The sequence below is a fragment of the Xylophilus sp. GW821-FHT01B05 genome, from assembly GCA_038961845.1.
Classification (GTDB): domain Bacteria; phylum Pseudomonadota; class Gammaproteobacteria; order Burkholderiales; family Burkholderiaceae_C; genus Xylophilus.
In genome coordinates this window covers 3,532,536-3,549,866 of sequence record CP152408.1, presented here as the reverse complement: position 1 = coordinate 3,549,866, position 17,331 = coordinate 3,532,536, and the positions used below count along the sequence as shown (strand labels likewise).

General features: G+C 66.0%; 17 protein-coding genes. 6 read left to right on the top strand and 11 right to left on the bottom strand.

Annotated features, from left to right (window positions below):
* Positions 1-36: 36 nt before the first annotated feature.
* Positions 37-2,883 (top strand): phosphoenolpyruvate carboxylase, encoded by a 2,847-nt coding sequence (gene ppc, locus AAFF27_16515; protein ID XAH21618.1) that lies wholly within the window; start codon positions 37-39, stop codon positions 2,881-2,883.
* Positions 2,884-2,981: 98 nt separating this feature from the next.
* On the opposite strand, the gene AAFF27_16510 is transcribed toward ppc, so the two are convergent.
* The 4 genes from AAFF27_16510 to AAFF27_16495 form a co-directional block, all read right to left on the bottom strand.
* Complete coding sequence (locus AAFF27_16510) at positions 2,982-3,335, bottom strand: TfoX/Sxy family protein (GenBank protein XAH21617.1); 354 nt, start codon at positions 3,333-3,335, stop codon at positions 2,982-2,984.
* Positions 3,332-4,195, bottom strand: coding sequence for an S-formylglutathione hydrolase (gene fghA, locus AAFF27_16505; protein XAH21616.1), 864 nt, complete (start codon positions 4,193-4,195; stop codon positions 3,332-3,334). Before fghA ends, AAFF27_16510 begins: the two co-directional genes overlap by 4 nt.
* Position 4,196: 1 nt before the next feature.
* The gene (locus AAFF27_16500; protein ID XAH21615.1) at positions 4,197-5,111 is read right to left on the bottom strand and encodes an alpha/beta hydrolase; all 915 of its coding nucleotides are present in this window, start codon (positions 5,109-5,111) and stop codon (positions 4,197-4,199) included.
* Between the two features lie 88 nt (positions 5,112-5,199).
* Complete coding sequence (locus tag AAFF27_16495; protein ID XAH21614.1) at positions 5,200-6,306, bottom strand: S-(hydroxymethyl)glutathione dehydrogenase/class III alcohol dehydrogenase; 1,107 nt, start codon at positions 6,304-6,306, stop codon at positions 5,200-5,202.
* A 190-nt stretch (positions 6,307-6,496) separates the two neighbouring features.
* Here AAFF27_16495 and AAFF27_16490 point away from each other — a divergent pair, with 190 nt between their 5' ends.
* Entirely contained in the window at positions 6,497-7,483 is a 987-nt protein-coding gene (locus tag AAFF27_16490) for a helix-turn-helix domain-containing protein (protein XAH21613.1), read from the top strand.
* Between the two features lie 135 nt (positions 7,484-7,618).
* Here the strand turns inward: AAFF27_16490 and gltA are convergent, their stop codons facing one another.
* The 7 genes from gltA to AAFF27_16455 all read right to left on the bottom strand — a co-directional run bounded on the left by gltA (position 7,619) and on the right by AAFF27_16455 (position 13,616).
* On the bottom strand, positions 7,619-8,929 hold the full coding sequence (gene gltA, locus AAFF27_16485; GenBank protein XAH21612.1) for a citrate synthase: 1,311 nt from the start codon (positions 8,927-8,929) through the stop codon (positions 7,619-7,621).
* 99 nt (positions 8,930-9,028) lie between these two features.
* Complete coding sequence (locus tag AAFF27_16480) at positions 9,029-9,310, bottom strand: succinate dehydrogenase assembly factor 2 (protein ID XAH21611.1); 282 nt, start codon at positions 9,308-9,310, stop codon at positions 9,029-9,031.
* A complete protein-coding gene (locus tag AAFF27_16475) occupies positions 9,310-10,014 on the bottom strand; it encodes a succinate dehydrogenase iron-sulfur subunit (GenBank protein ID XAH21610.1) in 705 nt (234 codons plus the stop codon). Before AAFF27_16475 ends, AAFF27_16480 begins: the two co-directional genes overlap by 1 nt.
* A gap of 34 nt (positions 10,015-10,048) precedes the next feature.
* Positions 10,049-11,857, bottom strand: a complete 1,809-nt coding sequence (gene sdhA, locus AAFF27_16470; GenBank protein ID XAH21609.1) for a succinate dehydrogenase flavoprotein subunit — start codon at positions 11,855-11,857, stop codon at positions 10,049-10,051.
* Between the two features lie 5 nt (positions 11,858-11,862).
* A complete protein-coding gene (gene sdhD / locus AAFF27_16465; protein ID XAH21608.1) occupies positions 11,863-12,228 on the bottom strand; it encodes a succinate dehydrogenase, hydrophobic membrane anchor protein in 366 nt (121 codons plus the stop codon).
* A gap of 18 nt (positions 12,229-12,246) precedes the next feature.
* The gene (gene sdhC / locus AAFF27_16460) at positions 12,247-12,681 is read right to left on the bottom strand and encodes a succinate dehydrogenase, cytochrome b556 subunit (protein ID XAH21607.1); all 435 of its coding nucleotides are present in this window, start codon (positions 12,679-12,681) and stop codon (positions 12,247-12,249) included.
* A gap of 146 nt (positions 12,682-12,827) precedes the next feature.
* Entirely contained in the window at positions 12,828-13,616 is a 789-nt protein-coding gene (locus AAFF27_16455) for a GntR family transcriptional regulator (GenBank protein ID XAH21606.1), read from the bottom strand.
* Between the two features lie 230 nt (positions 13,617-13,846).
* Here AAFF27_16455 and AAFF27_16450 point away from each other — a divergent pair, with 230 nt between their 5' ends.
* The 4 genes from AAFF27_16450 to AAFF27_16435 all read left to right on the top strand — a co-directional run bounded on the left by AAFF27_16450 (position 13,847) and on the right by AAFF27_16435 (position 17,291).
* On the top strand, positions 13,847-14,833 hold the full coding sequence (locus tag AAFF27_16450; protein ID XAH21605.1) for a malate dehydrogenase: 987 nt from the start codon (positions 13,847-13,849) through the stop codon (positions 14,831-14,833).
* An 18-nt stretch (positions 14,834-14,851) separates the two neighbouring features.
* The gene (tam, locus tag AAFF27_16445) at positions 14,852-15,628 is read left to right on the top strand and encodes a trans-aconitate 2-methyltransferase (GenBank protein ID XAH21604.1); all 777 of its coding nucleotides are present in this window, start codon (positions 14,852-14,854) and stop codon (positions 15,626-15,628) included.
* A complete protein-coding gene (locus tag AAFF27_16440) occupies positions 15,625-16,620 on the top strand; it encodes an aldolase/citrate lyase family protein (GenBank protein XAH21603.1) in 996 nt (331 codons plus the stop codon). Before tam ends, AAFF27_16440 begins: the two co-directional genes overlap by 4 nt.
* A gap of 74 nt (positions 16,621-16,694) precedes the next feature.
* Positions 16,695-17,291 carry a hypothetical protein gene (locus AAFF27_16435; protein ID XAH21602.1) on the top strand — a complete coding sequence of 199 codons (597 nt, stop codon included), beginning with the start codon at positions 16,695-16,697 and terminating at the stop codon, positions 17,289-17,291.
* The last annotated feature ends 40 nt before the right edge of the window (positions 17,292-17,331 follow it).

The window sequence follows — 17,331 nt, the reverse complement described above, 5'->3', positions numbered from 1 at the left end:
TGCATCAAACACGACAGCCACGAGGAGACCCGGGCAATGACGACCACCGACCGCGACAGCACGGCACCGCGCCGCCGCAAGGACATCGAACAACCGCTGGTGGACGATATCCGGCTGCTCGGGCGCATCCTGGGCGACGTGATCCGCGAGCAGGACGGCATCGCCGCCTATGAGCTGATCGAGCAGGTGCGCAAGCTCTCGGTGGCCTTCCGCCGCGATGCAGACCAGGAGGCCGACCGCGCGCTGAAGAAGCTGCTCAAGTCGCTGTCGGGCGACCAGACGGTGAGCGTGATCCGCGCCTTCACCTACTTCAGCCATCTGGCCAACCTGGCAGAAGACCGCCACTACATCCGCCGCCGCACGGTGCACGAACGCGCTGGCGACACGCAAGAGGGCAGCGTGGAAGTGGCGATGGCGCGGCTGCGCTGGGCCGGCATATCGCCGCGTGCGATCTCGCAGACGCTGGCGTCGAGCTATGTGTCGCCGGTGCTGACCGCGCACCCAACCGAAGTCCAGCGCAAGAGCATTCTGGATGCCGAGCGCGACATCGCCCAACTGCTGACCGCGCGTGACGAGATCAAGGCGCGTGCCCAGTTCCACGGCGCAGCCAAGGACGCGCTCACGCCGCGCGAGCTGGCCGCCAACGAGGCGCAACTGCGCGCCCGGGTGATCCAGCTCTGGCACACCCGGCTGCTGCGCTTCTCGCGGCTCACCGTGGTGGACGAGATCGAGAACGCGCTCAGCTACTACGAAGCCACCTTCCTGCGCGAAATCCCCAAGCTCTACGCCGGCCTGGAGCGCGAGCTGGGCGCCTACCCGGTCGCCAGCTTCTTCCGCATGGGCCAGTGGATAGGCGGCGACCGCGACGGCAACCCCAATGTCAGCGCCGAGACGCTCGAGTACGCGCTGCGCCGCCAGTCCGAGATGGCGCTGCGCCACTACCTGACCGAGGTCCACTACCTGGGCGGCGAGCTGTCGCTGTCGGCCCGCCTGGTGGAGGTGCCCGCGGCCATGCACGCGCTGGCCGAGCGCTCGCCCGACACCAGCGAGCACCGGCGCGACGAGCCCTACCGCCGCGCGCTCACCGGCATCTATGCGCGCCTGGCCGCCACGCTCAAGGAACTGACCGGCGGTGATGCGGCACGCCATGCGGTTGCGCCGCAGAACCCCTATCAGAGCGCTGAGGAGTTCCTGGCCGATCTGCGTGTGATCGAGGCCTCGCTCAACGCCCACCATGCCGAGGCCCTGATCGCCCAGCGCTTGCGCCCGCTGCTGCGTGCGGTGGAGGTGTTTGGCTTTCACCTGGCCACGGTGGACCTGCGGCAAAGCTCCGACAAGCACGAGGCGGTGGTGGCCGAGCTGCTGGCGCTGGCCCGCATCGAGCCCGACTACCCGGCGCTGGACGAGCCCGCGCGCCAGCAGCTGCTGCTGCGCCTGCTCAACGAGACGCGCCCGCTGCGCGTGCTGGGCACCGAGTATTCGGCCCTGGCGCAGAGCGAGATCGCCATCTTCGAAGCCGCCCGCAATATGCGCGCGCGCTACGGTGCGCAGGCGATTCGCCACTACATCATCAGCCACACCGAGACCGTGAGCGACTTGCTCGAAGTGCTGCTGCTGCAAAAGGAAGTAGGCCTGCTGCGCGGCACGCTGGACGCGGCGGCAACCGCCGACCTGATCGTGGTGCCGCTGTTCGAGACCATTGAGGATTTGCGCAATGCCGCGCCCATCATGGGCGACTTCTATGCGCTGCCCGGCATCGCCGCGCTGGTGCAACGTAGCGGCGCCGAGCAGGACATCATGCTGGGCTACTCCGACAGCAACAAGGACGGCGGCATCTTCACCAGCAACTGGGAGCTGTACCGCGCCGAGATCGCGCTGGTGGAGCTGTTTGACCAGCTCTCGGCCAGCCACCCGATCCAGCTGCGCATGTTCCATGGCCGCGGCGGCACCGTGGGCCGTGGCGGCGGCCCCAGCTACCAGGCCATCCTGGCGCAGCCGCCGGGCACGGTGCGCGGCCAGATCCGCCTGACCGAGCAGGGCGAGGTGATCGGCTCCAAGTACGCCAACCCCGAGATCGGCCGGCGCAACCTGGAGACGCTGGTGGCCGCCACGCTGGAGGCCACGTTGCTGCAACCAACCAAGCCCGCCACCAAGGCCTTTCTGCAAGCGGCGGCGCAGTTGTCTGAAGCCAGCATGGGCGCCTACCGCGCCTTGGTCTATGAGACCCCGGGCTTTACCGATTACTTCTTTGGCTCGACGCCGATCCGCGAGATTGCCGAGCTCAACATCGGCTCGCGCCCGGCCTCGCGCAAGGCCAGCCAGCAGATCGAAGACCTGCGCGCCATTCCCTGGGGCTTCAGCTGGGGCCAGTGCCGGCTCACGCTGCCGGGCTGGTATGGCTTTGGCTCGGCCGTGGCGGCCTTTTTGGCGCCCACAGAAGGCCTGGCTGTGACGGCGGCCAAGACCGAGCGCAGCACGCGTTTGGCCTTGCTGCAGAAGATGTACCGGCAGTGGCCGTTCTTTCGCACGCTGCTGTCCAACATGGACATGGTGCTGGCCAAGAGCGACATGGCCCTGGCCTCGCGCTATGCCGAGCTGGTGGGCGACGCGCGCTTGCGCAAGAAGGTGTTTGCGCTGATCGAGGCCGAATGGCAGCGCACCACCGACGCGCTGGCCCAGATCACCGGCGACCGCCAGCGCCTGGCGCACAACGCCGCGCTGGCGCGCTCGATCCGGCACCGCTTCCCCTACATCGATCCGCTGCACCACCTGCAGGTGGAGCTGCTGCGCCGCTACCGCGAAGGGAAGGGCGACGAGCGGGTGCAGACCGGCATCCACATCTCGATCAACGGGATCGCGGCCGGGCTGCGCAATACGGGTTAGGGCGCGCATCGCAGCGGCGGGCCCTGCAAGCGCTTGCTGGGCTTTTGCTGAATTTTGGTGAAATATGCCTATAGCCCAGGTGCAGCCTGGGCTTATAGCTATCTATTTGGTAGCTTTGGTGCACGGGGCGGCTGGCCTGAGCGCAGCGCCGCCTCATAGGCGCGCTGGCCCCACAGCAGCGCTTGCTCGCGGTCGTCGAAGATGCTTTCGGGCGCTTGCCGGTAGGACATGGCGACGGGCTTGCCATCACGGTGAAATTCGAATGCCGGCAGGCGCAGTTGGTCGAAATGCGGCGCGCTCTGCGCATCGGCCTTGAGGTAGAGCGTGTTGGCCGCCACCAGCGCAATCATGGGGTCGCCATGCCACACGCCATGGCAGCCAAACATGCGGCGCACGCTGATGCGGCCCAGCGGCTCGAACACTTCATGCAGGCTGTCGACAAAGCTGCTCATGCGAGCAGGGCCTTGGCGTGGTGCGCCAGGTGGTCGGCCATGAAGCTGGAGACAAAGTAGTAGCCGTGGTCGTAGCCCGCGTGCCGGCGCAGCGTCAGCGGCTGGCCGGCCTGGGCGCAGGCGGCTTCGAGCAATTCGGGCCGCAGTTGCTGCGCGTGCAAAAACTTGTCGTCCAGCCCCTGGTCAATCAAGATGCCCAGCGGGAACGGTGCGGCCTTTTGCTGCTGCATGAGGGCGCTGGCGTCGTGTGCGGCCCAGGTGCTGCGGTCTGCGCCCAGGTAGCCGCTGAAGGCTTTCTCGCCCCAGGGGCACTGGCTGGGCGCGCAGATGGGCGCAAATGCCGATACCGAGCGGAACACGCCCGGGTGCCGCAGCGCCAGCGTCAGTGCGCCATGGCCGCCCATGGAGTGGCCAAAGATGCCGACGCGCTGGCCATCTACAGGCAACTGTGCCTGCAGCAGCGGCAGCAGCTCGGTGAGCAGGTAGCTCTCCATGCGCCAGCGTGTGGCCCAGGGCGCTTGCGTGGCGTCGAGGTAGAAGCCCGCACCCACGCCGAAGTCCCAGCTGTCGGCCTCGCCGGGCACGCCGGCGCCGCGCGGGCTGGTGTCGGGTGCGACCAGGGCCAGGCCCAGCTCCGCCGCCAGGCGCTGGGCGCCGGCCTTGGCCGGGAAGGTTTCCTCGTTGCAGGTCAGGCCGGCCAGGTAGAGCAGGGCAGGCACCGGGCCCTGCGCGGCGGCGGGCGGCAGGTAGACCGAGAACTTCATGGGCAGCCCGATCTCGCGCGAGTCGTGCTGGTAGAAGCGCTGCCGGCCGCCATAGCTGCCGTGTTCCGAGAGAAGTTGGAGAGGGGTGTCTTGCATATCAGGTGAGGGAAGAGGCGCGGACCAGTTCCAGCACGGCATCGGCAAACACCTGCGGCGCCTCTTGCGGCATGTTGTGGCCCACGCCGGGCACGATGCGGTGCGAGCGGCTGCCGGTGAAGTGCTGCGCATGGGCGGCGGCATCCGCCACCGGGCGCACGCCGTCGTCGGCGCCGTCGAAGGTAATGGCGGGCACGCTGATCGGCGGCTGGGCCGATAGGCGCAGCTCAAGATCGGCATAGGCCGGGTCGCCCGCCACCAGGCCAAAGCGGTGGCGGTAGGAGTGGATCACCACGTCGACGAAATCGGGGTTGTCGAAGGCGGCGGCGCTGCGCTCGAAGCTGGCGTCATCAAAGGCCCAGGTCGGCGACCAAAGCCGCCACAGCAGCCGGCACACGGCGCGCCGGTCGGCGGCCAGGCCGTTGCGGCCGCGTGCGCTGTGAAAGTAGTACTGGTACCAGAGCTGGTGTTCGTTCTCTGGCACATCGGGCTTCATCGCCTGCGCGATGTTCTGGATGTTGTAGCTGTTGAAGGACAGCAGCCCGGCGCAGCGCTCGGGCCACAGCGCGGCCACCACACAGGCCGCGCGCCCGCCCCAGTCGTAGCCGGCCAGCACAGCGCGCGGAATGGCCAGCGCATCCAGCAGCGCCAGCAGGTCTGCGCCCAGCGCCGCCTGCTCGCCCGAGCGCGGCGTGGCACTGCTCAGAAAGCGCGTGCCGCCATAGCCGCGCAGGCAGGGCACGATGACCCGGCAACCCTGTGCTGTGAGCCGTGGCGCTACTTCCGCATACGTGTGGATGTCGTACGGAAAGCCGTGCATCAGCAGCACCGGCGGGCCATCGGCCGGGCCGGCTTTGTAATAGGACACATCGAGCACGCCAGCCTGAATCGATCGCAACGGGAGCATGGATTTCATCGCAAGCTTTCAGAGGAGAAGGGTCCATCCCAAGGACACCGCGGAACCGGCTTTGCCGGGCCGCTGGTGTCGCCCCCTGGAAGGGGGCTCAGTAAATCACGACGCCTCGAATTGATTCGCCGCTTTTCATCAGGTCAAAGCCCTTGTTGATGTCTTCCAGCGGCATGGTGTGGGTGATCAGCGGATCGATGCTGATCTTGCCTTCCATGTACCAGTCGACGATCTTGGGCACGTCGGTGCGGCCGCGTGCGCCGCCAAAGGCCGAACCCTCCCACTTGCGGCCGGTAACCAACTGGAAGGGGCGCGTGCTGATCTCTGCACCCGCTTCGGCCACGCCAATGATGATGCTGCGGCCCCAGCCCTTGTGCGTGCACTCCAGCGCCTGGCGCATCACCTTGGTGTTGCCAATGCACTCGAAGCTGTAGTCGGCGCCGCCGTCGGTGAGCTGGACGATGGCATCGACCACGTTCTCGACCTCGTTCGGGTTGATGAAGTGGGTCATGCCGAACTGGCGTGCCATGGCCTGGCGCTCGGGGTTGATGTCCACCCCAATGATCTTGTCGGCGCCGACCATCTTGGCGCCCTGGATCACGTTCAGGCCAATGCCGCCCAGGCCAAACACCACCACGTTGGCGCCGGCCTCGACCTTGGCCGTGAACAGCACGGCGCCAATGCCGGTGGTCACGCCGCAGCCGATGTAGCAGACCTTGTCGAAGGGTGCGTCTTCACGGATCTTGGCCAGCGAGATCTCGGGCGCCACCGTGTAGTTGCTGAAGGTGCTGGTACCCATGTAGTGAAAGATGGGCTTGCCGTCCAGGCTGAAGCGGCTGGTGGCGTCGGGCATCAGGCCCTTGCCCTGCGTGCCGCGGATCAACTGGCACAGGTTGGTCTTGCGGCTCAGGCAGAACTTGCACTGGCGGCATTCCGGCGTGTAGAGCGGAATCACGTGGTCGCCCTTCTTGAGCGTGGTCACGCCCGGGCCCACGTCCACCACGATGCCCGCGCCTTCATGGCCCAGGATGGCCGGGAAGATGCCTTCCGGGTCGGCGCCGGACAGCGTGTAGTAGTCGGTGTGGCAGATGCCGGTGGCCTTGATCTCGACCAGGACCTCGCCAAAGCGTGGGCCATCCAGGTCCACGGTTTCGATGGTCAGGGGTTGGCCCGATTGCCAGGCGACGGCGGCTTTGGTTTTCATGTGCAGGAGAGGCTGGAGGTAGGGAGCGGGGATGGGCGAAAATCGACGATTGCCATCGCCCGCGCGACCGCCAACTGTAGAAGCGAAACTGCGCTTGCGCCAGCTTCCCGGCGCGCCCATGCGGTCTTTGGCCGGGCGACCCAGCAGATTGGCCGGCCGGCCGCTCCACGTTCCCTACGCACCCGCCTGCATGCCCTTGCCCCATACCGTCGATATCGTCGTCTACCCCGGTTTCAAGGCGCTGGAGGCCATCGGCCCGATGTCGGTGTTTGACTATGCCAACCTGCATCTGCAGCGCCGCGGCCAGCCGCTTGGCTACCAGGTGGCGGTGGTGGCGCAGCAGCGCGGCATGGTGCGCTCGGACATCGCCATGGCGCTGGAGGCCACGCGGGTGCTGGGCGAGGGCCCCGTGCCCGACATTGCGCTGATCGTCGGCTCGCGCGACATCGAGCAGGCGCTGGCCGCATCGCCCGCGCTGGTGGACTGGGCGGCAGCGATTGCGCCGCAGGTGCGCCGCTTGATCGCGCTGTGCTCGGGCAGCTTCTTTCTGGGCGCGGCCGGCCTGCTGGACGGCCGCCGTGCCGCCACGCACTGGAGCGTGGCCGCCTTGCTGCAGCAGCGCTTCCCCAAGGTCCGGGTGGACGCTGATGCGATCTACGTACGCGAGGGCACGCTCTGGACCTCAGCCGGCGTCACCGCGGGCATAGACCTGGCGCTGGCGGTGGTGGAGGAGGACTTTGGCCGCACGCTGGCGCTGGAGGTGGCGCGCGACCTGGTCATGTACCTGAAGCGCCCAGGTGGCCAGTCGCAGTTCAGCGTGCACCTGGCCAGCCAGGCCACCGGCCATGCCGGCATGCGCGAGCTGCAGGCCTGGGTGCTGTCGCATCTGGCCGAGCCGTTGACGCTGGCGCAGATGGCCGGCCACGCCGCGATGAGCGAGCGCAACTTTCGCCGTGTCTTCACGCAGGAGACTGGCCAGAGCCCATCAGCCTTCGTCGAGACCGCACGCCTGGAAGGCGCGCGCCGGTTGCTGGAAGAACAAGAGGCGCTGCCGCTGAAGACCGTGGCCGCGCGCGTCGGGCTGGCATCAGAGCAGCCGCTGCGCCAACTGTTTCTACGCCGGCTGGGCATCACGCCACAGGCCTACCGCGAGCGCTTTGGCGGTGTCGGGCGGTAGTTTTTGAAAGAAAAGTGGCTGAAATGTAGGCTGCACCTGGGCATATAGCTCTTGTTTTTATAGCGAGCATGCTTTCCACCTGGGCGTAAAAAAGCCCGCGCATGGCGCGGGCTTTCTTGTGGGTGCTGGCGGCGATCAGCGCTTGGCGATGGCCTGCACGTCGCGGCGCTCGGAGCCGACGAACAGCTGGCGTGGGCGGCCGATCTTGTATTCCGGGTCGCCGATCATTTCGTTGAGCTGGGCGATCCAGCCGACCGTGCGGGCCAGTGCGAACACGGCGGTGAACAGGCCCACCGGGATGCCGATGGCGCGCTGCACGATGCCGGAGTAGAAGTCCACGTTCGGGTAGAGCTTGCGCTGCACGAAGTAGTCGTCTTCCAGGGCGATCTTCTCAAGTGCCATGGCCAGCTTGAACAGTGGGTCGTTTTCCAGGCCCAGCTCGCCCAGCACTTCCTTGCAGGTCTCTTGCATCAGCTTGGCGCGCGGGTCGTAGTTCTTGTACACGCGGTGGCCGAAGCCCATCAGCTTGACGTTGGAGTTCTTGTCCTTCACCTGCTTGATGAATTCGCCGATCTTCTCCACGCCGCCAGCCTTCTGGATGTCGTAGAGCATGTTCAGCGCTGCTTCATTGGCGCCGCCGTGGGCGGGGCCCCAGAGGCAGGCCACGCCAGCCGCGATGGCGGCGAACGGGTTGGTGCCAGAGGAGCCGCACAGGCGCACGGTGGAGGTGGAAGCGTTTTGCTCGTGGTCTGCGTGCAGGATGAAGATGCGATCCAGCGCCTTCTCCAGGATCGGGCTGACCTTGTATTCCTCGCACGGCGTGGCAAACATCATGTGCAGGAAGTTGCCGGCGTAGCTCAGGTCATTGCGCGGGTACATGTAGGGCTGGCCGATGCCGTACTTGTAGGCCATGGCGACCAGCGTGGGCATCTTGGCGATCAGGCGGATGGCCGAGATCTCGCGGTGCTCCGGATTGTTGATGTCCGTGCTGTCGTGATAGAAGGCCGACAGGCCGCCCACCAGGCCGGTCATGACCGCCATCGGGTGCGCGTCGCGGCGGAAGCCGCGCAGGAAGAATTGCATCTGCTCGTTGACCATCGTGTGGTTGGTCACGAGCTTGTCGAAATCGGTCTTTTGCTGGGCGTTGGGCAGCTCACCGTGCAGCAGCAGGTGACAGGTTTCGAGGAAGTCGCAGTTGGTGGCGAGCTGCTCGATCGGGTAGCCGCGGTACAGCAGCTCGCCCTTGTCGCCATCGATGTAGGTGATGGCCGATTGGCACGACGCCGTGGAGAGAAAGCCCGGGTCGTAGGTGAACATGCCGGATTGCGCGTACAGCTTGCGGATGTCGACGACATCCGGGCCGATGCTGCCGTGGTAGACCGGGAGGTCTACGCTCGGGCTGCCGTTACTGAACGACAGGGTGGCTTTGTTGTCAGCTAGCTTCATGTGCTTTCCTTGGGTTGGTGCCGGCCACCGCATGCGCGGTATAGGGCGTTCTCTCTTGAAATCGGCGGGCACCGTATGGTGCGGGGCTGGTGTGCGCGCTCAGACCCTGAGCAGGGCCAGTACCTCGCACGCCGGCGCGGATGCGGCGACATCGCCTTCGGGTTCCTTGCGGCGCATCAACAGGTCCATCAGGTCATGGTCCGACAGATCCATCAGCACTTCCATGCCTTGTGCCTGCCGGACCGTGAGGCCCTGTTCATGGCGGGCAAAGAAGCGCTCGATGAGAAGGTCGTTTTCCAGCAGGCCGCGCCGGCAACGCCAGTGCAGCTTGCTCAGGGCCCGTTCGTCGAGCAGTGCTTCGTCCGCCTGTGTCATCACCATTACACCGCGCGGCGCACCATCAGTTCCTTGATCTTGCCAATGGCCTTGGTGGGGTTGAGGCCCTTCGGGCACACGTCCACGCAGTTCATGATGGTGTGGCAGCGGAACAGACGGTACGGGTCTTCCAGGTTGTCCAGGCGCGCGCCGGTGGCTTCGTCGCGGCTGTCGGCGATGAAGCGGTAGGCCTGCAGCAGGCCGGCCGGGCCGACGAACTTGTCCGGGTTCCACCAGAAGCTCGGGCAGCTGGTGGAGCAGCTCGCGCACAGGATGCACTCGTACAGGCCGTCGAGCTCTTCGCGCTCTTCTGGCGACTGCAGGCGCTCTTTCTCGGGCGGCGGCGTGTCGTTGACCAGGTACGGCTTGATCGAGTGGTACTGGTTGAAGAAGTGCGTCATGTCCACGATCACATCGCGGATCACGGGCAGGCCCGGCAGCGGCTTGATGACGATCGGGTCTTTCAGGTTACGCAGGTTGGTCAGGCAGGCCAGGCCGTTCTTGCCATTGATGTTCATGGCATCCGAGCCGCACACGCCTTCGCGGCAGGAGCGGCGGAAGGCGATGGTCGGGTCGATGGCCTTGAGCTTGATCAGGGCGTCCAGCAGCATGCGTTCGTTGCCTTCGAGTTCGATCTCGATGGTCTGCATGTAGGGCTTGGCGTCCTTGTCCGGGTCGTAGCGGTAGATGTGGAACGTGCGCTTTTGCATGGTGCTTCTCGCTGGGGTGTTCTTCGGGGGCGGATCAGAACGTGCGGACCTTGGGCGGCACGGTATCGACGGTGAGCGGCTTCATGCGCACCGGCTTGTAGGCCAGGCTGTTGGTCGCGCTGTACCAGAGGGTGTGCTTCATCCACTCCTTGTCGTTGCGGCCAAGCGGGAACTCTGGGTCGTCGGCCGGGCGCTCGTAGTCGTCCACCGTGTGGGCGCCGCGGCATTCCTTGCGGGCTGCAGCCGACACCATGGTGGCCTGCGCCACTTCGATCAGGTTGTCGACTTCCAGCGCCTCGATGCGCGCGGTGTTGAACACCTTGGACTTGTCCTTGAGCGTGATGTTGGCCACGCGCTTGCGCAGTGCCGCGATCTGGACCACGCCTTCGTCCATGATGGACTGCTGGCGGAACACTGCGGCGTGCTGCTGCATGGTGGCGCGGATGTCGCCCGCCACGTCCTGCGCGTATTCGCCAGAGGCCGAGTCATCGAGCTGGTTCAGGCGCGTGAGCGTGCGGTCTGCCGCATCGGCCGGCAGCGGCTTGTGGTTCTTCAGCTTGTCGTTGTACTGGACGATGTGGTTGCCGGCCGCACGGCCGAACACCAGCAGATCGAGCAGCGAGTTGGTGCCCAGGCGGTTGGCGCCGTGCACGCTCACGCAAGAGCATTCGCCCACCGCGTACAGGCCGTTGACCACAACGCTTTCGTTGGCTTCGTTCTGCGTCACCACCTGGCCGTTGATGTTGGTCGGGATGCCGCCCATCTGGTAGTGGATGGTGGGCACGACCGGGATCGGCTCGCGCGTGATGTCGACGTTGGCGAAGTTGACGCCAATCTCATACACCGAGGGCAGGCGCTTGTGGATGGTCTCTGCGCCCAGGTGGTCGAGCTTCAACAGGATGTAGTCCTTGTTGGGGCCGCAGCCACGGCCTTCCTTGATTTCCTGGTCCATGCAGCGCGAGACGAAGTCGCGCGGTGCCAGATCCTTCAGGGTGGGCGCGTAGCGCTCCATGAAGCGCTCGCCATTGCTGTTGAGCAGGATCGCGCCTTCGCCGCGGCAGCCTTCGGTCAGCAGCACGCCGGCACCGGCCACGCCGGTCGGGTGGAACTGCCAGAACTCCATGTCCTGCAGCGGGATGCCGGCGCGTGCCGCCATGCCCAGGCCGTCGCCGGTGTTGATGAAGGCATTGGTCGAGGCCTGGAAGATCCGGCCCGCGCCACCAGTGGCCAGCAGCACGGTCTTGGCTTCCAGGATGTGCAGGTCGCCGGTTTCCATCTCCAGCGCGGTCACGCCGACCACATCGCCTTCGGCGTCGCGGATCAGGTCCAGTGCCATCCACTCGACGAAGAACTGGGTGTGCGCTTCCACGTTCTTTTGGTAGAGCGTGTGCAGCATGGCGTGGCCGGTACGGTCGGCCGCGGCGCAGGCGCGCTGCACCGGCTTTTCGCCGTAGTTGGCGGTGTGGCCACCAAACGGGCGCTGGTAGATGGTGCCGTCGGCATTGCGGTCGAAAGGCATGCCGAAGTGCTCAAGCTCGTACACCACCTTGGGTGCTTCGCGGCACATGAACTCGATCGCATCCTGGTCGCCGAGCCAGTCGGAGCCCTTGATGGTGTCGTAGAAGTGGTAGTGCCAGTTGTCCTCGCTCATGTTGCCGAGCGAGGCGCCAACGCCACCCTGCGCCGCCACGGTGTGCGAGCGGGTCGGGAACACCTTGGACAGCACGGCCACATTCAGGCCGGCGCGAGCCAGTTGCAGGGAGGCGCGCATGCCGGAGCCGCCGGCACCGACGATGACGACGTCGAACTTGCGCTTGGTGATGTTTTTCGTGGAGTAGGTCATTTTGATCAGAGCCTCCAGAGCACCTGGATGGCCCAGCCGGCACAGCCGACAAGCCAGGCGATGGAGAAGACTTGCAGGGCGAGACGGGCGAGAACGGGCTGGACGTAGTCCATCAAGACATCACGCACGCCGATCCACACGTGGTAGAGCAGGGCGATGATGACGACCATGGTCAGCACCTTCATCCATTGGGCGGAAAAGACGCCGGCCCAGAGGTCATAGCCGATCGGACCCTTGGAGAAGATCAGGCTGGCGAGCAGCACGATGGTGAAGAGGGCCATCAGGACCGCGGTGGCGCGTTGGGCGATCCAGTCGCGCAGGCCATAGTGGGCACCGACGACGGTGCGCTTGGAGCCGTAATTGACAGACATTCTTATTGCTCCTTGCGATCAGTACAGGCCAAACAGCTTGGCGCCCAGCACAACCGTGAGGCCGATGCTCAGCACCAGCACGGCGGTGGCGGAATTGCTGCCGAACTTCTTTTCCACCGCGTGGTGGCTCACGTCCATCCAGAGGTGGCGCAGGCCAGCGATGAAGTGGTGCAGGTAGGCCCAGATCAGCGCCAGTGCCACCAGCTTGATGAACCAGCCCGGCACGAAGCCGATGCCGCTGTTGAAGGCGGACTTGAAGCGGGCGAAGGACACTTCGGAGGAGACCGAGGTGTCGAACATCCAGATGATGAAAGGCATCAGCACAAACATGATCACGCCGCTGACGCGGTGCAGGATGGACACCCAGCCGGCGGCCGGAAGCCGATACGTCGGGAGATCGGTAAAGGCGTTGATGTTGCGGAATTCAGGCCGCTTCTTGGCTAGCTCAGGCATGGGAGTGGCTTTCGTGGAGGTAACTGCTCTGTAATCTGGCGATGCAGACAGCCCAAAATTCTATTGCAATGCACAAACGACTAGAGATGATGCTTGCCGAATCTGACAGTTAAGGTCAGGTAGCCGCGTGCTGCGGCCTTGGGCTGTCAGTTGAGTTCGTTGCGGTAGTGGTAACCCTCTGTCAGGTACAGGCCGCGGCGCAGCTCCATTGGCGTGTCCTTGTAGGTGTAGGCCAGGCGCTCTACGCTCAGCAACGGGGTGCCTGGGGCCACCTGAAGCAGCGCGGCGGCTTCTTCTGTGGCGGCCACGGCACGCAATTTTTCGGAGGCGCGCACCATGCGTACGCCGAACTCAAGCTCGAACATGGCATAGGTCGGGCCCTGGTAGTCGGCCATGCGGGTGGCGGTCAGGCCCTTGAAGGGCTGGCCGGGCAGCCACAGGTCTTCCAGGATGGTCGGCTTGCCGCCAAAGGCGAGCACGCGGCGCGCCTGCAGCACCGGCTCGCCCGAGCGCAGGCCGAGCAGGCGGGCGACCTCGGCTGAAGAGCGCAGGCGCCGGCAGTCGAGTACGCGGCGCTCGGCGGCGGCGGGCTCGCCGGTGTCGGGCAGCAGGCTCAGGAAACGAAACTGCACATGCCGCTCGGTATGGGTGGCAACGAAGGTGCCCTTGCCCTGGCGCCGCAGCAGCAGGTTTTCGGCGGCAAGCTCATCGATCGCCTTGCGCACCGTGCCCTGGCTCACGCGAAAGTGCGCCGCCAGCTCCATCTCGCTCGGGATGACCTCGCCCGGCTTCCAGTCGCCGGCCTGCAGGCGCTGCAGGATCAGCCCCTTGATCTGCTGGTACAGCGGGCTGAATGCCGGTGTGGCGCGCTCCGCAGCGTTGCCGCTTGCGGGCGCGTCAGGCGTGGCTTCGGCGGAGAGAGGGGGTGTTTGCATCGTGGAGGGCCGGCAGGAGGGGCATGGATGCCCGACCCGGCGCAGATGCCAGGCGCTGGCCTGACACAGTGTCGATCATATCTTATATAAGATACAAGACAAATTGACTGAGCTTTTGAATCAGCAGTAAACTCCCGGGCTGTCCTGACCGGCCGTTTCCGCATCCGCTGACGGGTGCTCGGCACAAACGCATGGCCGGGCGCTTTCATCCCTATCCTGGAGTTTTTCCCATGAGCAAGTCCCCCGTCCGCGTTGCCGTCACCGGCGCCGCTGGCCAAATCGGCTACGCCCTGCTGTTCCGTATCGCCTCCGGCGAGATGCTGGGCAAGGACCAGCCCGTCATTCTGCAACTGCTGGAAATCCCGGACGACAAGGCCCAGAAGGCGCTCAAGGGCGTGATCATGGAGCTGGAAGACTGCGCCTTCCCGCTGCTGGCCGGCGTGATCCCCACGGGTGACCCGCTGGTGGCCTTCAAGGACGCCGACTACGCACTGCTGGTGGGTGCCCGCCCACGTGGCCCGGGCATGGAGCGTGCCGACCTGCTGGCCGCCAACGCCCAGATCTTCACGGCGCAAGGCAAGGCCCTGGACCAGGTCGCCAGCCGCAACGTCAAGGTGCTGGTGGTCGGCAACCCGGCCAACACCAATGCCTACATCGCCATGAAGAGCGCGCCCAGCCTGCCGCGCGAGAACTTCACCGCGATGCTGCGCCTGGACCACAACCGCGCTGCCAGCCAGATCGCTGCCAAGACCGGCACCAAGGTCGGTGACATCGAGAAGCTCACCGTCTGGGGCAACCACTCGCCCACGATGTACGCCGACTACCGCTTTGCCACCGTTGGCGGCAAGGCCGTCAAGGACCTCATCAACGACCAGGTCTGGAACGCTGACGTGTTCCTGCCCACCGTTGGCAAGCGCGGCGCCGCCATCATCGACGCGCGCGGCCTGTCGTCGGCCGCCTCTGCCGCCAACGCCGCCATCGACCACATGCGCGACTGGGCCCTGGGCTCGCAAGGCAAGTGGGTCACCATGGGCGTGCCGTCCAATGGCGAATACGGCATTCCGAAGGACGTGATCTTCGGCTTCCCCGTCATCACCGAAGGCGGCAAGTACAAGATCGTGGAAGGCCTGGCCATCGACGAGTTCAGCCAGGAGCGCATCAACAAGACCTTGGCCGAACTGCAAGGCGAGCAAGACGGCGTAAAGCACTTGCTCTGATTCGCCAAAGAGACGCAAATGCTCGACTGGAACCCCGCGCTCTACCGTCGTTATGAAGATGAGCGCACGCGCCCTGCGGCTGAGCTGCTGGCGCGGGTACCGCTGACCGAGGCCGCCCGCGTGGTGGATCTGGGTTGCGGGCCGGGCAATTCCACCGAGCTGCTGGCCAAGCGGTTTCCCGGGGCAGAAGTCACGGGCACCGACAACTCCGAAGCCATGCTGGTCAGTGCGCGCGAGCGCCTGCCGCAGGCGCGCTTCGAGTTGAGCGACATCGCGACCTGGGCGCCGCAAGAAGCGCCCAACCTCATTTACGTCAACGCGGCCCTGCAATGGGTGCCGGATCACGAGACATTGATCCCGCGCCTGTTCGACGCGCTGGCCCCGGGTGGCGTGCTCGCCATCCAGATGCCCGACAACCGCCAGGAGCCCACGCACCGCCTGATGCGCGCGCTGGCGGCCGAAGCGCCCTGGGCCGAGCCCATTGGCGACGCCGACAGGCTGCGCACCCTGCTGCTGGGCCTTGGCAACTACTACGACTTGTTGGCGCCAAAGGCGGCCAACGTCGATGTCTGGCACACCATTTACCAGCACCGCATGGTGGACGCGGCCTCCATCGTCGAATGGGTGCGCGGCACGGGCCTGAAGCCCTTCGTCGATCCGCTGCCGCCTGCGCTGCGGGCGAGCTACCTGGCCGAGTACGAGCGCCGCGTGGATGCGGCCTACCCGGTGCGCACCGACGGCAAGCGGCTGCTGGCTTTCCCGCGCATGTTCATCGTGGCGCAGAAGAAGGCATGAGCAAGACTGCTCACCCTGCCGAAGTGTTGCTGGGTGCACAGGCCGGCGCGGTGACGCTGCCGGTGTGCGACCACTACAGCGGCGTCGAGGCGCGCATGAAGAAGAGCCTGCAGCTGCAGGCCGAGATGACGGCCGAGTTTGGCGTCTGCCCCTTCGACGTGACCCTGGATTGCGAAGACGGCGCCCCGGTGGGCGGCGAGGCCGAGCACGCCGCCCTGGTGACCGAGCTGGCCCTGGCCGCCGCTGCCGGCGCGCGCGTGGCGGTGCGCGTGCACCCGGTGGACCACCCCGCGTTTGAGGCCGACGTTGCCGCCATCGTCGGCCGTGCCGGTGCCCGGCTGGTGCATGTGATGCTGCCCAAGGTTGAATCCGTGGCCGATGTCGAGCGTGCCGCACGGGCGCTGGATGCGGCCGGCGCGCCGCAACTGGCGCTGCAGGCCTTGATCGAATCCCCTGGCGCGGTACACCGCGCCTTTGACATTGCGGCGCACCCGCGCATTCAGTCGCTGAGCTTCGGGCTGATGGATTTCGTGTCGGCCCATGCCGGCGCCATTCCCGCAGACGGCATGGCCGCCGCGGGCCAGTTCACGCACCCGCTGGTGGTGCGGGCCAAGCTGGAGATTGCCTCCGCCGCCCACGCCAGCGGCAAAGTACCCTCGCATTGCGTGGTGACCGAATTCGGCAATGCCGACGCTATCCGCAGCGCGGCCCGCCGCGCTGCGCGCGACTTTGGCTACACCCGCATGTGGAGCATTCACCCGGCGCAGATCCGGCCCATCCTGGAGGCCTTCGCCCCCGATCCACAAGAAGTGGATACGGCCGCGCAAATCCTCTTGGCGGCCGAGCGCGCCGACTGGGCGCCCGTCAGTTATGACGGGCACCTGCACGACCGTGCCAGCTACCGCCACTTCTGGCAGGTACTGGAGCGGGCCCGGCGCACTGGCCGGCCACTGCCGGATGAGGCGGGACGCTGGATGGCGTCCGCAGCCTGACCGATCCGATAGCCGCAAGCTCTCACGCAAGCCCCGCAACACCTTTCGCTTTCTTTGCCCCAGGGATACATCACATGAAAAACACAGTCCTCGCCCTTACCCTCTGCGCGCTGGCCATGCCTGGCCTGGCGCTGGCACAAGCCGCTGCCCAGAGCACCACCGCAGCGCCGGCAGCCAAGAAGGCCGCAAGTACCGCCGCCAAGCCCGCGCCCAAGCCAAAGCCCAAGATCACCCGCCGCGCCGCCAAGGCCGTTGAAGAAGTCACGCCGATCAGCGATGACACCAACGTCGTCCTGAGCGAAGCCGACCTGGCCGTGGCGCAGCGCGTCTACTCCGGCCCGATCAAGTGCGAGCTGGGCGCCAACGTGCTGATCACGCCCGACGAGAAGAAGCCCGGCTTCTTCACCGTGCAGACCGCCAAGGTGCGCTACCGCATGCACCCGGTGGAAAGCCGCACCGGCGCCATCCGCCTGGAAGACCCGAAGGCCGGCGCCATGTGGCTGCAGCTGGGCAACAAGTCCATGCTGATGAACCAGAAGATCGGTGAACGCCTGGCCGACGAATGCCAGAGTCCGCAGCAGTTGGCCATGGCTGAAGATCTGAAGAAGAACCCGCAGCGCAGCCTGCTGGAGCCGCTGGACTCCAAGCCCGCCACCGACGCGCAGAAGTAAGGCCTTCCGCGCCGCCCCAATAACCATTGCCCCCGGAGAA

Excerpts from the sequence above, each read along its gene's own strand:
- ppc (XAH21618.1), top strand. The coding sequence starts at position 37 with ATGACGACCACCGACCGCGACAGCACGGCACCGCGCCGCCGCAAGGAC.
- AAFF27_16510 (XAH21617.1), bottom strand. The coding sequence starts at position 3,335 with ATGAGCAGCTTTGTCGACAGCCTGCATGAAGTGTTCGAGCCGCTGGGC.
- fghA (XAH21616.1), bottom strand. The coding sequence starts at position 4,195 with ATGCAAGACACCCCTCTCCAACTTCTCTCGGAACACGGCAGCTATGGC.
- AAFF27_16500 (XAH21615.1), bottom strand. The coding sequence starts at position 5,111 with ATGAAATCCATGCTCCCGTTGCGATCGATTCAGGCTGGCGTGCTCGAT.
- AAFF27_16495 (XAH21614.1), bottom strand. The coding sequence starts at position 6,306 with ATGAAAACCAAAGCCGCCGTCGCCTGGCAATCGGGCCAACCCCTGACC.
- AAFF27_16490 (XAH21613.1), top strand. The coding sequence starts at position 6,497 with ATGCCCTTGCCCCATACCGTCGATATCGTCGTCTACCCCGGTTTCAAG.
- gltA (XAH21612.1), bottom strand. The coding sequence starts at position 8,929 with ATGAAGCTAGCTGACAACAAAGCCACCCTGTCGTTCAGTAACGGCAGC.
- AAFF27_16480 (XAH21611.1), bottom strand. The coding sequence starts at position 9,310 with ATGGTGATGACACAGGCGGACGAAGCACTGCTCGACGAACGGGCCCTG.
- AAFF27_16475 (XAH21610.1), bottom strand. The coding sequence starts at position 10,014 with ATGCAAAAGCGCACGTTCCACATCTACCGCTACGACCCGGACAAGGAC.
- sdhA (XAH21609.1), bottom strand. The coding sequence starts at position 11,857 with ATGACCTACTCCACGAAAAACATCACCAAGCGCAAGTTCGACGTCGTC.
- sdhD (XAH21608.1), bottom strand. The coding sequence starts at position 12,228 with ATGTCTGTCAATTACGGCTCCAAGCGCACCGTCGTCGGTGCCCACTAT.
- sdhC (XAH21607.1), bottom strand. The coding sequence starts at position 12,681 with ATGCCTGAGCTAGCCAAGAAGCGGCCTGAATTCCGCAACATCAACGCC.
- AAFF27_16455 (XAH21606.1), bottom strand. The coding sequence starts at position 13,616 with ATGCAAACACCCCCTCTCTCCGCCGAAGCCACGCCTGACGCGCCCGCA.
- AAFF27_16450 (XAH21605.1), top strand. The coding sequence starts at position 13,847 with ATGAGCAAGTCCCCCGTCCGCGTTGCCGTCACCGGCGCCGCTGGCCAA.
- tam (XAH21604.1), top strand. The coding sequence starts at position 14,852 with ATGCTCGACTGGAACCCCGCGCTCTACCGTCGTTATGAAGATGAGCGC.
- AAFF27_16440 (XAH21603.1), top strand. The coding sequence starts at position 15,625 with ATGAGCAAGACTGCTCACCCTGCCGAAGTGTTGCTGGGTGCACAGGCC.
- AAFF27_16435 (XAH21602.1), top strand. The coding sequence starts at position 16,695 with ATGAAAAACACAGTCCTCGCCCTTACCCTCTGCGCGCTGGCCATGCCT.